Annotated in this window: 16 protein-coding genes and 1 tRNA gene; 16 read left to right on the forward strand and 1 reads right to left on the reverse strand. The window is 46.3% G+C overall.

Annotation, left to right across the window (positions count from 1 at the left end; all coding sequences use genetic code 11):
* Window positions 1-43: 43 nt before the first annotated feature.
* From UNITIG_RS16150 to UNITIG_RS16210, 13 genes are all read left to right on the forward strand, one after another.
* Entirely contained in the window at window positions 44-586 is a 543-nt protein-coding gene (locus tag UNITIG_RS16150) for a DUF177 domain-containing protein (protein WP_101759417.1), read from the forward strand.
* Between the two features lie 39 nt (window positions 587-625).
* Entirely contained in the window at window positions 626-808 is a 183-nt protein-coding gene (rpmF, locus tag UNITIG_RS16155) for a 50S ribosomal protein L32 (RefSeq protein ID WP_101759418.1), read from the forward strand.
* Window positions 809-833: 25 nt separating this feature from the next.
* Complete coding sequence (gene plsX / locus UNITIG_RS16160) at window positions 834-1,847, forward strand: phosphate acyltransferase PlsX (RefSeq protein WP_101759419.1); 1,014 nt, start codon at window positions 834-836, stop codon at window positions 1,845-1,847.
* A 36-nt stretch (window positions 1,848-1,883) separates the two neighbouring features.
* Window positions 1,884-2,810, forward strand: coding sequence for an ACP S-malonyltransferase (gene fabD, locus UNITIG_RS16165; RefSeq protein WP_101759420.1), 927 nt, complete (start codon window positions 1,884-1,886; stop codon window positions 2,808-2,810).
* Between the two features lie 21 nt (window positions 2,811-2,831).
* The gene (fabG, locus tag UNITIG_RS16170; protein WP_101759421.1) at window positions 2,832-3,569 is read left to right on the forward strand and encodes a 3-oxoacyl-ACP reductase FabG; all 738 of its coding nucleotides are present in this window, start codon (window positions 2,832-2,834) and stop codon (window positions 3,567-3,569) included.
* Between the two features lie 215 nt (window positions 3,570-3,784).
* Window positions 3,785-4,021 (forward strand): acyl carrier protein, encoded by a 237-nt coding sequence (gene acpP / locus UNITIG_RS16175; RefSeq protein WP_101759422.1) that lies wholly within the window; start codon window positions 3,785-3,787, stop codon window positions 4,019-4,021.
* 171 nt (window positions 4,022-4,192) lie between these two features.
* The gene (gene fabF / locus UNITIG_RS16180) at window positions 4,193-5,434 is read left to right on the forward strand and encodes a beta-ketoacyl-ACP synthase II (protein ID WP_101759423.1); all 1,242 of its coding nucleotides are present in this window, start codon (window positions 4,193-4,195) and stop codon (window positions 5,432-5,434) included.
* 43 nt (window positions 5,435-5,477) lie between these two features.
* Complete coding sequence (gene pabC / locus UNITIG_RS16185; RefSeq protein ID WP_101759424.1) at window positions 5,478-6,302, forward strand: aminodeoxychorismate lyase; 825 nt, start codon at window positions 5,478-5,480, stop codon at window positions 6,300-6,302.
* Window positions 6,295-7,347: an endolytic transglycosylase MltG gene (gene mltG / locus UNITIG_RS16190; protein WP_101759425.1), complete on the forward strand. Its 1,053-nt coding sequence runs from the start codon at window positions 6,295-6,297 to the stop codon at window positions 7,345-7,347. Before pabC ends, mltG begins: the two co-directional genes overlap by 8 nt.
* Window positions 7,348-7,372: 25 nt before the next feature.
* A complete protein-coding gene (tmk, locus tag UNITIG_RS16195; protein ID WP_101759625.1) occupies window positions 7,373-8,023 on the forward strand; it encodes a dTMP kinase in 651 nt (216 codons plus the stop codon).
* Window positions 8,020-9,015: a DNA polymerase III subunit delta' gene (locus tag UNITIG_RS16200; protein WP_101759426.1), complete on the forward strand. Its 996-nt coding sequence runs from the start codon at window positions 8,020-8,022 to the stop codon at window positions 9,013-9,015. The genes tmk and UNITIG_RS16200 overlap by 4 nt, the downstream gene beginning before the upstream one ends.
* A gap of 93 nt (window positions 9,016-9,108) precedes the next feature.
* Window positions 9,109-9,468, forward strand: coding sequence for a PilZ domain-containing protein (locus UNITIG_RS16205; protein WP_101759427.1), 360 nt, complete (start codon window positions 9,109-9,111; stop codon window positions 9,466-9,468).
* A 74-nt stretch (window positions 9,469-9,542) separates the two neighbouring features.
* On the forward strand, window positions 9,543-10,316 hold the full coding sequence (locus UNITIG_RS16210; RefSeq protein ID WP_101759428.1) for a TatD family hydrolase: 774 nt from the start codon (window positions 9,543-9,545) through the stop codon (window positions 10,314-10,316).
* Window positions 10,317-10,575: 259 nt separating this feature from the next.
* Here UNITIG_RS16210 and UNITIG_RS16215 read toward each other — a convergent pair whose 3' ends face one another.
* Entirely contained in the window at window positions 10,576-11,358 is a 783-nt protein-coding gene (locus tag UNITIG_RS16215) for a potassium channel family protein (RefSeq protein ID WP_101759429.1), read from the reverse strand.
* Window positions 11,359-11,485: 127 nt separating this feature from the next.
* Here UNITIG_RS16215 and UNITIG_RS16220 point away from each other — a divergent pair, with 127 nt between their 5' ends.
* From UNITIG_RS16220 to UNITIG_RS16230, 3 genes are all read left to right on the forward strand, one after another.
* Complete coding sequence (locus UNITIG_RS16220) at window positions 11,486-12,583, forward strand: beta-N-acetylglucosaminidase domain-containing protein (protein WP_101759430.1); 1,098 nt, start codon at window positions 11,486-11,488, stop codon at window positions 12,581-12,583.
* A gap of 27 nt (window positions 12,584-12,610) precedes the next feature.
* Entirely contained in the window at window positions 12,611-13,975 is a 1,365-nt protein-coding gene (locus tag UNITIG_RS16225) for a hypothetical protein (protein WP_101759431.1), read from the forward strand.
* Window positions 13,976-14,153: 178 nt separating this feature from the next.
* Window positions 14,154-14,238 (forward strand) — tRNA-Leu (locus UNITIG_RS16230).
* Window positions 14,239-14,265: the final 27 nt, after the last annotated feature.

Below are 14,265 nucleotides of genomic sequence, written 5' to 3' on the forward strand. Positions count from 1 at the left end.
TCCCTTTGACAGTTCTGGTCTTCATCCCTATGATGGCGCGCTTATGTTGACCACCCCTCTGCCAAGCGAAATTGATATCCGCAAACTGGTGGTAAAAGGTGCTGAAATTAGTGCGCAAGCCCCGGTTTCTTCACTGCCACGAGTTGCTGATCTATTGGCCGATGTTGAGGGTTCGCTGCAAGTTGATCTGCAGTTTTACAAGGATGAAGGGCATTTTCGTCGTGTCGATGGGCAAGTCGCAGGGACTGTAAATGTTATTTGCCAGCGTTGTATGGAGCCGATGTCGGTTGCTGTAGATACCCGTTTTGAATTGGGTATTGTTTGGTCTGAAGAAGACGCGGAGCGGCTACCTAAATCACTTGAGCCATTGATTGTTGGTGAAGAGTTGGTTGATTTGGCTGATATAGTTTCCGAAGAGCTGATATTAAGTTTGCCTTTCGTAAATTATCATCCGGCAGCGGAATGTAAACAGACGGTTGGCTACAGCAGTGTCGACCCTAAAGTTGAAGCTGCAATTGCTAAAGCAGAGCAAAGTGAAAGGCCTAAACCTTTCGAAGTATTAAAGAATTTGAAGTTCGATAAATAAATCTTATCGAACAGTTAAGATCTAGAGGAGTATCAGGCAATGGCCGTACAGAAGAGTAAAGTAACCCGTTCACGTCGCGGTCAGCGTCGTTCGCACGATTCATTAACTGGACCAACTTTATCTGTTGATCCTACCAGTGGTGAAACTCACCGTCGTCATCACGTGTCAGCTGATGGATTTTACCGTGGTAAAAAAGTTGTTGATACGTCAAACGACGATTAAGTTCGAGTCTATTCATATTGTATAAATGGCTTCGCGCATCCGCATAGCTATTGACTGTATGGGCGGAGACTTAGGTCTCCGCGTTTCTATCCCCGCCGCAATTCAAGCGCAGTCCCTTTTTCCAGATCTTGATATCACTCTAGTCGGTGATGAGTCAGCTATCGCCTCAGTGTTAGGTCAGGCCAATTCTTCGTTTACTATTTTGCACGCGCCAGACGTTGTCGAAATGTCTGATAAGCCATCTCATGCGCTCAGGCGAAAGCCGCAATCTTCAATGCGCATGGCTATTGATTTGCTCGCCCAATCACAAGTTGATGCTGTAGTCAGTGCTGGCAATACCGGCGCGTTAATGGCGATTGGTTGTTTGGTATTGAAAACGTTGCCAGGGATTGAGCGGCCGGCTATTTGTTCGGCCTTGCCATCTCCTCTTGGGCATTGCCATTTATTGGACCTGGGGGCCAATGTTGATAGTAGTGCGGAACAGTTGGAACAATTTGCCATTATGGGTGCTGCCTTATCCTCTGTTGTTGATGGTATTGATGCGCCGCGTATCGCGTTGCTTAATATTGGCGAAGAGGCAATAAAAGGTAACGAGCAAGTTCAGCAAGCCGGCAAGCTTATTGATGTCAACGCCGGTTTGAATTATGTCGGCTTTGTTGAAGGTGATGCATTATTTAAAGGTGTCGCTGATGTGGTAGTCGCTGATGGTTTTGTGGGTAATGTCGCCCTTAAGGTTTGTGAGGGGACGGCTTTTCATATAGCCGATGTGGTGAAGCAATATTTTAATCAATCTTATGTGTCACGTTTAGCAGGATTAATTGCTAGCCCGGTACTTAAAAGAATTTTCCATCACCTTGATCCCGAGCAGTATAATGGCGCCAGTTTTTTGGGCTTGCAGGGCGTGGTCGTAAAAAGCCATGGTGCCAGTACTGAATTAGGTTTTGTGAATGCCATTGCCCGCGCCAGATTGGAAGTGAAAAGTAATTTAATAGCGGTGCTGAGCGAGCGTTTGGCGCAACTACATAATATCGATAAATAAATAATACATTTTAATTAAGAATTCAGAGGAGTCATTATGACCGACCAATCACTAGCCTTTGTTTTTCCCGGTCAGGGGTCGCAGAAGGTCGGCATGCTTGCCGATATCGCCGAGCAATTTTCAATTGTTAAAGATACTTTTGCTGAGGCATCAGAGGCGCTGGGCTATGATGTTTGGGATTTAATCCAAAATGGTGAGCAGGAGCAATTAAATCTTACAGAAAGAACCCAGCCTTTATTATTAACTTCCAGCGTTGCTTTGTGGCGGGTCTGGCAGCAGCAATCAGCAACTCAGCCAGCAATGCTGGCAGGACATAGTCTCGGTGAATTTTCTGCACTGGTGTGCGCAGGTAGTTTAGGTTTTGCCGATGCGGTTACTCTGGTGCGGGATCGTGGTCAGTTTATGCAAACGGCCGTGCCGGTAGGTGAGGGCGCCATGGCGGCGGTGTTAGGGTTGGACGATCATGTGATTATAGATATTTGTGCTGCTACTGGTGCTGAGGCAGTGAATTTTAATTCTCCTGGCCAAGTGGTTATTGCCGGTAAGGTTGCGGCTGTAGAGCAGGCTATCGAACAACTGAAGGAGGCGGGTGCAAAGCGTGCATTGCCATTACCTGTTAGCGCGCCTTTCCATACATCATTGATGCGACCTGCAGGTGAGAAACTTGCGGAAAAAGTTGCCGCTTTAGATGTTAAGGCGCCATTAATTCCAGTAGTTCATAATGTTCATGCCCAAACCGAAGCTGACCCAGACAGAATTAAAGAACTATTAGTACAACAGATTTACAGCCCTGTAAAATGGACGGGCTGCGTACAAGCTATGGTTGCGGCGGGTGTAACAAAAACACTGGAGTGTGGTCCGGGTAAAGTCCTTAGTGGTTTGAGTAAGCGCATAGATCGATCAATATCCGCTTATAACATTGAAGAGCCGGCTGGATTGCAGCAGGCAGTAGCTGAATTATAAATTGTTAGGGAGAGTAAAAGCATGACAGAAAAAGTTGCATTAGTTACTGGTGCCAGCCGGGGTATTGGTCAGGCCATTGCCAAGCAATTGGGTGCTAACGGTTTTATTGTGGTGGGTACGGCGACTACTGACAGAGGCGCGGCGAGTATTAGTGAGTATCTGGCCGCCGCAGGAATTACTGGTGAAGGTATGGCGTTAAATGTAACAGATGCTGATTCTGTTGCCTCAGTAGTGAAAGCTGTTGGTGAAAAATATGCGGCGCCATTGGTATTGGTTAACAATGCCGGGATCACCAAGGATAATATTTTAATGCGGATGAAAGATGAGGAGTGGGACGATGTGATTGGCACTAATCTCAGTTCAATCTATCGATTATCCAAAGCGTGCGTTCGTGGCATGACTAAAGCGCGGTGGGGACGCATCATTAATATCAGTTCTGTGGTGGGATCGATGGGTAATGCTGGTCAGTCCAACTATGCGGCGACCAAGGCCGGTATGGAAGGTTATTCAAGAGCGTTGGCAAAAGAGTTAGGCTCACGAAGTATTACTGTTAACTCTGTTGCACCGGGTTTTATTGATACTGATATGACAAAAGATTTGGCTGAGGACAATAAAAATTTGATGTTGGCGCAAATTCCATTGTCGCGATTAGGCCAGCCTGAAGAAATTGCAGCGGTTGTTGCATTTCTGGCAAGTGATGCAGCAGCTTATATTACAGGTGAAACCATTCATGTAAATGGCGGTATGTACATGGGTTAACTAACTGAAATATAAAGATTTTTTATATTTTGAAGACTAATTTTATAAAACACTGTTACAAGCTGGATAAAATCGAGTAAAATGCCCGCCGAAATCCAACGGTAACTAATTCCGGTTTATTTCATCCGTGTTTTTTGGAGTAAACTTTCAGCCAGTAAGCCGTATGGTTGAGGATGTACCATTTTTGTTTTCCATAACAGGAGTCGATAAAGACTATGAGCAGCATTGAAGATCGCGTCAAAAAGATTGTCGCCGAGCAACTAGGTGTTAAAGAAGAAGAAGTACAGGCATCCGCCTCATTTGTTGAGGATTTAGGTGCTGACTCTTTAGATACCGTTGAATTGGTTATGGCTCTTGAAGAAGAATTTGAAACTGAAATTCCAGATGAAGAAGCCGAACTGATTACTACTGTTCAGTTAGCTATCGATTACATCAACAAGAACCTGGGTTAATATCCAATCTGCTTTGCAGATGTCTTGTGTAAAAGCCGTTCTATCTAGAGCGGCTTTTTTCGTTTCAGTAGTTTCATTTTTTGCTTCGTAATTTTTGTTTTTAGTCAGTGCCTTGTGCATAATGCTCGTTAAATCCTAATAATGATTGAGCGTTTTTGAAGGGAGGTTGCGGTGTCAAAACGTAGAGTTGTAGTAACTGGTTTAGGTTTAGTCACGCCGTTGGGCAATGACGTTAAAAGTACCTGGGCTAATATACTTGACGGCAAAAGTGGCATTGGGCCACTCGACCATTTCGATGTTTCTGCTTACACCACTCGATTTGGAGGCTCGGTTAAAGACTTCGATATTAGTCCTTATATGTCACCAAAAGATGCCCGCAGGATGGATGTTTTTATCCAGTATGGTTTGGCTGCAGGGATTCAGGCTTTTGATGATTCCGGGGTCACCGTAACAGAAAGTAATGCGGGTCGTATTGGGGTGGCTATTGGCTCAGGAATTGGCGGGGTCAGTTATATTGAAAAAAATTACGACATCCTACTTAAGGATGGCCCGCGAAAAATATCTCCTTTCTTTGTTCCTGGCACAGTCATCAATATGGTGGCAGGAAACCTGTCTATCAAATATGGTTTACAAGGCCCCAATTTTGCTATTACCACAGCTTGTACCACGGGGACCCATAATATTGGTCATGCGGCTAGAGTTATTGCTTACGGGGATGCGGATGTGATGGTTGCTGGCGGTGCAGAAATGTCATCAACCCCGTTAGGCTTGGGTGGTTTTGCAGCCGCAAGGGCATTGTCTACTCGTAACGATGATCCGCAGGCGGCCAGTCGTCCTTGGGATAAAGATCGAGATGGATTTGTACTGTCTGACGGTGCCGGCATGTTGGTGCTTGAGGAATATGAAATGGCAAAAGCACGCGGCGCTACTATTTATGCTGAACTTGTTGGCTTTGGTATGAGTGGCGATGCTTACCATATGACATCACCCCCTGAAGATGGGCGTGGTGCAGCGGCTGCAATGAGAAACGCGATTGCTGATGCGGGATTGGCCGCTGAAAATATTAATTATATAAACGCTCATGGCACTTCTACTCAGGCGGGTGACGTGGCAGAAAGTCAGGCTATTGAATCAGTGTTGGGCGCTGCGGCAGAAAGCGTAGCGGTGAGTTCAACCAAGTCGATGATTGGCCATTTATTGGGTGCTGCTGGTGCTGTCGAGGCGGTGTTTTCAGTGCTAGCTATTCGTGATCAGGTAGCTCCCCCAACTATTAATCTCGATAATCCGGATGAAGGCTGCAATTTAAATTACGTTCCGCATAATGCTCAACCAATGACAATAAATTATGCGCTATCAAACTCATTTGGTTTTGGTGGCACGAATGGTAGTTTGTTATTTGGGAAGATGGTTTAACCGGTGATGAAAACGCATTCGCGTTTGGGTTGGCATTAGCTTTATGAATGAGTGTGCGTTAGTCGACGGCAGGGCCTGTCATACTGTCGATATTAACGATCGTGGTCTTGCCTATGGTGATGGTGTTTTTGAAACACTTCGTGTCGTTAATCGGCGTGCAGTGTTTGTTGATCGTCATCTGCGACGCTTAGTCGATGGCTGTCAGCGCTTATCGATTGCATTGGATGTTGCGTTGGTGCTTGCTGATATAAATACTTTGTTGTCAGGTTGTGATCATAGTTCCTATATCCTTAAAATAATTATCACCCGTGCGGGACAAGCTCGTGGTTATAGACCAGGCATTGCAGTCGGCTGTCATCGTATTGTTTCAATCACAAAAGACAGTAGCGACTATCAGCAGCAGCGTGCAGCGGGCGTAAATGTCCGTGTGTGTGATACGCGTTTAACCGTTAATCCCGCTTTGGCCGGAGTTAAGCATCTGTGTCGATTGGAAAATGTATTGGCTAGAGCCGAGTGGTCGCAAGCGTCGATTACTGAAGGTTTAATGTTGGATACTGATGGTCGACTCATTGAAGGGACTATGTCGAATGTATTTCTGGTTTTATCGGGCCGGTTGTGGACGCCCAAGCTACATCGATGCGGGGTCGCCGGTATTATTCGCGGAGTAATTTGTGAGGTGTTAAGTCCTGAGTGCCTGCAACGCGACTGTATCCTTGAGGATGTTTATCGCGCCGATGAAGTTTTTATTTGTAATAGCTTGATTGGAATTTTGCCGGTGACCGCTATCGGTTGCCATCAAAAAAATGTCGGAGCATTTACGTTGGCATTGCAGCGTTTGTTGGCCTCGGCGGAGAAAGGTAATGATTAAACGGTTGTTCGTTATTGCTGTGTTGTTATTGGCCGTCGGTAGTGTTATTTCATTCTCATATGTACAGCGCTATATGGACAGTCCTTTGGATTTATCAGCCGATGGGCTGGAATATAATTTATTAAAAGGCAGTTCTTTTCATTCAGTGATTGCTGATTTAACCGCTGAGGGCGCCCTAAGCAACCCGCTGCTATTAAAAATATATTCTCGTTTGAGTGGTAAGGGGCGGCATATTAAAGCAGGGGATTATTTTTTTGCAGCAGGTTTGACGCCCCGTCAGTTGCTAAACAAATTAGAGCGTGGTGACGTTCGATATTATACGGTCACTTTAGTAGAAGGTTGGAATCTAACACAAGTTATCGCTGCACTGCGTGCTCAGTCTCAGCTTAAGCAAACACTTGATACTTCGGCTGAGTTACTTACACCGGCATTGCTGGGTCTAGACAAAGAATATTCTTCTTTGGAGGGGTTGTTATTTCCCGATACTTATCGCTATCAACGAGGCATTTCAGATTTAGAACTATTGCAGCAAGCCGCAGCACGTTTACAGCAGGTTTTGCTCGAGGAGTGGCAGCTTCGCGAGGAGGGTTTGCCTTACGCATCACCTTATGAGGCGTTGATAATGGCTTCACTGATTGAAAAAGAAACCGGTGTGGCGAATGAGCGGCCGATTATTGCGGGAGTGTTTGTGCGTCGTTTGCAAAAAGGTATGCGATTACAAACAGATCCGACGATAATTTATGGTTTGGGTGCCGGGTTTGATGGCAATTTACGTTCGCGTCATTTAAAAGATAAAACTAATATTTATAATACCTATCGTTACCATGGCTTAACGCCTACACCGATTGCGCTTGCTGGTAGAGAGGCGATACACGCGGCGTTGCATCCCGCTAAAGGAGATGCCCTATATTTTGTTGCTAAAGGTGACGGCAGCCATTATTTTTCGAGCACGCTTGAGGAGCATCAACAAGCGGTGCGCAAATATCAAATTTTTCAACGCAGTAAAAATTACTCATCTATGCCGGATAGTAAGCGGCAAGGTTGAGTGTGAGGAGAGTGTTTTTTTGTCAGTGACGCGTGGTGTCTTTATTACCATAGAGGGTGGGGAGGGCGTAGGTAAGTCCACTAACATCCAGTATTTGGCTGAGCAATTATCGTCTGCGGGCATCGCTTTGTGTTTGACGCGTGAGCCTGGCGGCACGCCGTTGGCAGAAGATGTCCGGAAATTGTTATTAAGCCCGAGAGAGGAAGCTGTGGCGGAAAATACCGAGCTGTTATTGATGTTTGCTGCCAGGGCGCAGCATATCGCTCAGGTCATTGAGCCTGCTTTGGCCAGGGGCGAGTGGGTTATTTGTGATCGATTTACCGATGCAACCTATGCTTATCAGGGCGGTGGAAGAGGTATCTCGCTGTCAAAAATCTCCGATCTGGAGCAGTGGGTGCAAGGTGAATTGCGGCCAGATTATACCTTGCTTCTGGATGCGCCGGTTGACGTAGGTTTGGGGCGGGCACATAAACGCGGCGAACTCGATCGGTTTGAACGGGAGCAGCAGGATTTTTTTGATAAAGTCCGTGCGACCTACTTGTCTCTGGCGAAGGCTAACCCTGATCGCTTTAGGATTATCAATGCGGCTCAATCGCTGGCTGAAGTGCAGCAAGATTTGGCTATAGTTATTACTGAAATGTTAGCCGCAGTTGCTGGCTTAAAGGCTAGCTCATGACGGAAGCTGCTGCGGCCATCAGATTACCTTGGCAAGAGCAACAATGGCTGCACTTAGTTGAACTGCATCAGCAAAATACCTTGCCTCATGCCATTTTGTTGGCAGGGCCTCAGGGGATAGGTAAGCAGCGGTTTGCTGAAGCGTTTACTCAATATCTATTGTGTGAGTCTCCGCGTCAAAATGTCGCTTGCGGAGAATGTCGCCAGTGTGGATTTATTCAAGCGGGTTCACACCCGGACTTGAAGTGGATTGCACCTGAGGAACGTGGTAAGCAAATTAAAATTGATCAGGTAAGGGCTTTGGTAGAGTCACTTGGACATACCGCTCAGCAAAGTGGTTATAAAGTTGTCGTATTGGCACCGGCTGAGGCAATGAATATTAATGCTGCGAATGCGTTGCTAAAAAGTCTTGAAGAGCCTGCTGCGAAAACGTTACTGGTATTGATTAGCGATGCGCAAAGCCAATTGTTGCCAACGATACGTTCACGCTGTCAGGTTGTTGGCTTTCCTTTGCCGTCTATGCCAATAGTTAAAGATTGGCTGGCCACATTGGCACCGGCCAGTACATCGTTAGAGCTGCTCTATGAGGAGGCTGCTGGTCAGCCAATGACTGCATTGGAGTTGTTAAGTGACGATGGTTTAGAGCGTCGCCAACAATTAATGACGGATTTCAGTATGCTGCTTTCAGGGCGCTTGTCAGCATTGGCGTTAGCTGAAAAATGGCAACAGTATGATTTGCGCGATATTCTGTATTGGCTGGCAAACAAGTTTTCTGGCTTACTAGCCCGGCCCTATGTCGCTGAGGAAGGTGAGGTTGCAGCAGGTGTCGCCGAGTTGTTCAAGCATATGCCCTTGATAAGTGCGCGCAACTTATTTGCTCTACTCGATCAAGTCACTAATCTACGAGTTAGCTTGGAGCGGGGTGCAAACCCCAATAAACTGTTGGCACTGGAAAGCTTGTTGCTCGAATGTTGTGAAAAAAATCACAGTTAGACAGCGGCTTGAGTATGGTGAATCTGTCTAACTAGGTCTATTCTTAGGTGTGGATAGATTAATGAATAGTAGCCTCGGGAGGCAATCTCTGGAATGAATACAGCTAGCGCACCGCAAGGTGCAAGAAATGGCATTCTTTCGCTAACGATAAAAGATAAGGCCGTATTGTACGCTGCCTATATGCCTTTTTTAATTAATGGTGGATTGTTTATCCCCACTAATAAACCGTATAAAGTAAATGATGAAGTCTTTATGCTGCTGAATTTAATGGATGAGCCTGAAAAAATTCCGGTGGCAGGGCGGGTGGTTTGGGTGACTCCTCGTGGTGCTCAAGGAAATCGCGCCGCCGGTATCGGTGTTCAGTTTAATGGTCAGGATGATACCGCAAATAATAAAATTGAAAATTATTTGGCTGGCTCCCTGGATTCTGATCGACCTACTCATACTATGTAATGATGTTTTTAACCAATTATACGGCCCGGTTTACCGGGCCGTAGTCGTTTTAATATGCCAGTATCAGAGTTTTTATGTTTGTAGATTCCCATTGTCATCTTGATCGCCTGGATTTATCGCCTTACGGTAATAGCCTTGAGGCAGCTGTCGATGCTGCCAGGCAGTGTGGTGTTGAGAGGATGCTTTGCATTGGTGTTGATATGCAAAATGCACAGACCGTAGTAGATATCGCCAATCAATTTGAAGGTGTTCATTGCTCTGTCGGAGTACATCCAATGGATGTCGCAGATGACTTGGTGGATAGGAACCAGTTACGAGCGTTGGCGACTCAGCCCAAAGTCGTCGCTATTGGTGAGACTGGACTGGACTATTTTTATTCAAAAGAATCAGCGCTGCTACAGCAAGAAAGTTTCAAGTTGCATTTAGCGTTGTCTGCAGAGCTTGCCAAGCCAGTGATAGTGCATACTCGGGACGCTCGTGAGGACACTATTCAACTAATCCGTGAATATGGTGATAGTAGTGTTGGAGGCGTTTTGCATTGCTTTACTGAAAGTTGGGAGATGGCTAAGCAGGCGCTTGATCTAAATTACTATATTTCCTTTTCGGGTATCGTCACCTTTAAGAATGCAGATACGCTGCGGGAGGTGGCGCGTAAAGTGCCGCTGGACCGGTTGTTGATTGAGACCGACTCGCCATATCTGGCCCCCATACCCTATCGTGGGAAAAAGAATGAGCCTAAGTATGTGGTAGAGGTTGCCAGCTGCCTTGCTGAATTAAGGGGTTTGCCGATTGATCGAATCGCAGAAATCACTTCAGATAACTTCGATAACTTACTGTTTAATAAATAATTAATGTTTATCTTTGCGTAGTTATAAAGTAAGCATAAATAAAAAAACCGGCGCCCTTGGAAGAGTGCCGGTTAAGACCATTTAGGAGTGAAACATGGAGGGATTTACGGCCCGCCAGTTCCAGTAGATGTCTGCTTGAACATAGGGGATAAGACATCTGCATGTTTAAGTATCGTTAAAGTTGTCATCTTTGCCAGTCTGTGTTGGTCTCTTTTTAAACACTTTTTTCATAACCAGTCTGCGTGTTATCTGCTTAGGTTCATAAATCCGGAGGCTCATTTTTTTGACTAAGCGATTCCAGTTGCTGTTCAATCCGGTTGAGTTGTTTTTCTATCTTTTTAAGTCGTTTATTTTCATTTTGATCTCGCTGGCTTGCGATGAAGTAAGCTGAGGTATTTGCGGTAATCAGAGATAGGAGCACTATACCGAGTAATATCAGGATGCCTGCGATAATTCTGCCTTGCTGGCTAACTGGGACGATATCGCCGTAACCGACGGTTGTGGCAGTTATCCAGGCCCACCATATGCCATCGGCAGGCGTGTTGATGGCTGGATCAATGGCCGCAATTAGATAGCCTGCGAAAATGATAAAAATGGCACTTACCGCCAGTGTGGCGCCAAGATGGTTGCGGGCAAGGACGCGTTGAATTGACCCTGATAGTTGTAGCATCAGACTGACGAAAATTAAGATGCGTAAAACGCGCAGCCCTCCTACTGTCGGGCTATCCAGCCAAAGCATAGGAAAGCCACTGATTATGATGACTAGATTAAGCCAGTTATGCGTCAGGTAGCTTTTAGTGTTATCGACAAGAAGGGACAGCACACAGGTTTCAATAACAAAGAACAGCCAGACCCCCCAGTCAATATAGTTATTATGCAGTGTCGCTTGAGTAGTCGTTTCCCAATACCAGCTGATCACTATCCATAACGCGAGTAGAAGTAGCGGTAAGTCCAGTCGCTTGGCCCACATTTTCGCTCGAGGATTTTCATGGGCGCCTACGCCGCTGAGCCCGATCCAGTCATGCAGTCTCTTGTTGGTCATGACATTACTCTTTGCTTGCCTGATTCCTTTGGTTTTTGCAGCATACTTCAGTTGATGTACTTTATCGAATTGGCAAAATAGGTCGCTGATTATACTAATGTTTTAAAGTTAACTTGGCTTGTGTAACATGCCAGCTTTCTTATTGCCGGCAAGCGCTACCATGTTTGGTTTTTTTTATGGAGTAATCGAGGGATTCTATGGTCGGCAATGGTCATGGCAGGCTAGAGCTGATTACGCTGCTTTTTTGAAACAGTTCGGTTTTGATTGTTACATTTATGCCCCCAAAGGTGATTCGTATTTGCGATCTGACTGGCGTCAGCGGCACCCTGAGGAGGAATGGGAGAAGCTGCAGAGGCTATCTGCACATTATCATCTCGCGGGTCTGCGCTGGGGGCTGGGTATTTCTCCTCTGGGATTGTCTGAATCTTATTCTCATAATGATAAGAGTGAGTTACAGTCGAAAGTTAAACAAATATCTACCTTATCGCCAGACATTCTTTGTATCTTATTTGATGATGTAAGAGGCGATATTGAAGGGATCGCCGAGCGTCAATTGGAGATCGTTGGAGATATTTTAGCCGTCAGTACCGCGGCGAGGCATATCGTTTGTCCGACCTATTATTCATTTGATCCTGTACTTGAGCAGGTATTCGGGCCAATGCCTGAGGGGTATTTAGCCATGTTAGGTGCCGGCTTGCCTGCAGAAGTCGGTGTTTTCTGGACTGGAAATCAGGTGATATCTCAGCAGTACAACCAGCCGGATTTAGCTAAAATAACTGCGATGCTACAGCGCGCCCCAGTACTTTGGGATAATTATCCGGTTAATGATGGTCGGCTGACGAGTCAGTATTTACATTTGGCACCCTACAGTGGACGCTCGGGGGCTCTCGCTCAGTGGACGGCAGGCCATGTGGTGAACCCTATGAATCAGCCTTCATTGTCTCAATTTGTGTTGCAGACGCTTGCAGCTGTTTATGCGGTGCGTGCTTACTCGGTTGATGATGTGTTAGAGCAGAGTTTTGCTTGGTTGGGGGACGATCAATTGGCTGAGCAACTAGCTACAGATATGCACAGTTTCCAATTTGAAGGCCTGCAGTCATTGGATGTCCAGGTCAAAACACAGTTATTCGAGACTTATAGTCGGTTTAATCACCCGGTTGCCGATGAGATAGCAGCATGGTTGGCCGGTGAGTATACGTTTGATCCGGCCTGTTTGACCGGTTGATAGCAGCTAAATTAGGAAGGTTGGAAGTTGATAATTGATGTCATTGTAAGCGCCGATGATAAGCCGGAACCTTTGGTTGATGCGGCTGTTGCCCGTTTATTGGAGGGGGATGAGCCTGTATCACGGTTGCAGGTATCTTACCTGTTTGCCCAGTATTGGCTTCCTGGCAAGCCAGTTGTTCAGCTGACGGCTTACTACGCTTTTGCCCGACGGCATGGCGATGTAGATATCGAGTTTACTGTTAGCAGCGAAAAGTTCGAGTTGGATGAGTCTTCTTCCGACTTCCGTATGTGGTGTCAGCAACATGGCCTTGCGGTGTTTACCACGTCCAGACCATTGTCTCTTGAGCCGATAAAAATCCCTAAGCCATGGGGGCAGGAGATTTGGTTTACGGGTGTAGAGGAGCGCGGTGTAGTTTTCGCCGTCGGTGAAGGTGGTAAGCAGTTATTGCCTTATATTCTATCCGCACTGCCGAATCGATTGAGTGCCGGCTGTCAGCAAGAGTTGATTCTGTTAAAGATCCTTGATCCGTTACCAGAGCCGGTCTTTGGTGATTTGTATTTCGAGCTACATCAGCAAAAGCGTGAAGTCTACGTGGTTACTCATGTCGATGAGCGCGCATGGCCAGATAAAGTAGGCGCTATACGGTTTGGTTTTAATGCTGCTAAGCGCGCACTATATAGCGATGATGCCGCTTTTAAGCAGGCATTTGCTCAGTCGGTGCGCCAGTATGAAGCCATTCGCAGGCAGTTGGATGATCGTCTCGATGAGTTGCGTATTGCCGCAGGTTATCAATTAAATGAGCCTGTAAGTGCTCAGCAGGTATCTGATTGGTTGCTGCAGACACCAGTTGAATTGAGGCAGCAAGAGATTGACCTGCGACAGCACATGGACGCTTTTACTGATACGCTGCCGCTTACTGTGGGAGATGTGGTGAAAGTACCGTGTTTAACGCCGCATGCTTTGCAGCACGGGGTTAGGACGGTTGAGTTTCAAACTCCGGTATACGAGCGTTTAATTCTGTCTTTTGCGCAAAAAGTGCTTACCCAGGCGCACTGGGATACGGCGCAGGCAGTCGAGCTCATGAATATAGAGTCGCCACAGCAGCAAGCGCATCAGACTATCTTTGCCAACAAAGGTGTTGCGGTTGATCGTATTGTGGATTTTGAGGATTTTGAAGTTCAACGTGTTGTGTTGGGGGTTGGGGAGGCGTTGAAAATTAATTCGCCACTGAAATATGGTTTGTTGATGAGTATTGACGCAGGCTTGAAAGCAGGTGAGGTTGAGTTAACGGCAGAGCAGGCGTTGTTACTGCCGGGCAGCTGCTCGGGTCTGGATTTGTACAATCCTTCATCAAAATCCCTCAGTTTTTTGCTGGCTTACCCTAAATAGCCGATATAAGCGAAAAAGGTCTGTTGAACCGGCTAGCATCATGTGGCAGAATCACCGCCCCTGAGATTGAGGTGCCCCACGGGATCATTACTTATAGGTGTGGGATTTCAATTAGTTAGCAGAAATAGCTCATGTTGATTAAAAACTGGGCGGCGCTTTTAAAGGCCTTATTGATCAAGCGGACGTGGTGAAATTGGTAGACACGCCAGATTTAGGTTCTGGTGCCGCAAGGTGTGAGAGTTCGAGTCTCTCCGTCCGCACCATTTATTCAGATAAAAATATCCCTTCTT

Source organism: Oceanicoccus sp. KOV_DT_Chl, from assembly GCF_900120175.1.
In the GTDB taxonomy this organism is placed as follows: Bacteria; Pseudomonadota; Gammaproteobacteria; order Pseudomonadales; family Dasaniaceae; genus Oceanicoccus.

Excerpts from the sequence above, each read along its gene's own strand:
- mltG (WP_101759425.1), top strand. The coding sequence starts at position 6,295 with ATGATTAAACGGTTGTTCGTTATTGCTGTGTTGTTATTGGCCGTCGGT.
- acpP (WP_101759422.1), top strand. The coding sequence starts at position 3,785 with ATGAGCAGCATTGAAGATCGCGTCAAAAAGATTGTCGCCGAGCAACTA.
- fabD (WP_101759420.1), top strand. The coding sequence starts at position 1,884 with ATGACCGACCAATCACTAGCCTTTGTTTTTCCCGGTCAGGGGTCGCAG.
- fabG (WP_101759421.1), top strand. The coding sequence starts at position 2,832 with ATGACAGAAAAAGTTGCATTAGTTACTGGTGCCAGCCGGGGTATTGGT.
- UNITIG_RS16200 (WP_101759426.1), top strand. The coding sequence starts at position 8,020 with ATGACGGAAGCTGCTGCGGCCATCAGATTACCTTGGCAAGAGCAACAA.
- rpmF (WP_101759418.1), top strand. The coding sequence starts at position 626 with ATGGCCGTACAGAAGAGTAAAGTAACCCGTTCACGTCGCGGTCAGCGT.
- plsX (WP_101759419.1), top strand. The coding sequence starts at position 834 with ATGGCTTCGCGCATCCGCATAGCTATTGACTGTATGGGCGGAGACTTA.
- UNITIG_RS16215 (WP_101759429.1), bottom strand. The coding sequence starts at position 11,358 with ATGACCAACAAGAGACTGCATGACTGGATCGGGCTCAGCGGCGTAGGC.
- UNITIG_RS16150 (WP_101759417.1), top strand. The coding sequence starts at position 44 with ATGTTGACCACCCCTCTGCCAAGCGAAATTGATATCCGCAAACTGGTG.
- UNITIG_RS16220 (WP_101759430.1), top strand. The coding sequence starts at position 11,486 with ATGCCAGCTTTCTTATTGCCGGCAAGCGCTACCATGTTTGGTTTTTTT.
- pabC (WP_101759424.1), top strand. The coding sequence starts at position 5,478 with ATGAATGAGTGTGCGTTAGTCGACGGCAGGGCCTGTCATACTGTCGAT.
- UNITIG_RS16205 (WP_101759427.1), top strand. The coding sequence starts at position 9,109 with ATGAATACAGCTAGCGCACCGCAAGGTGCAAGAAATGGCATTCTTTCG.
- UNITIG_RS16210 (WP_101759428.1), top strand. The coding sequence starts at position 9,543 with ATGTTTGTAGATTCCCATTGTCATCTTGATCGCCTGGATTTATCGCCT.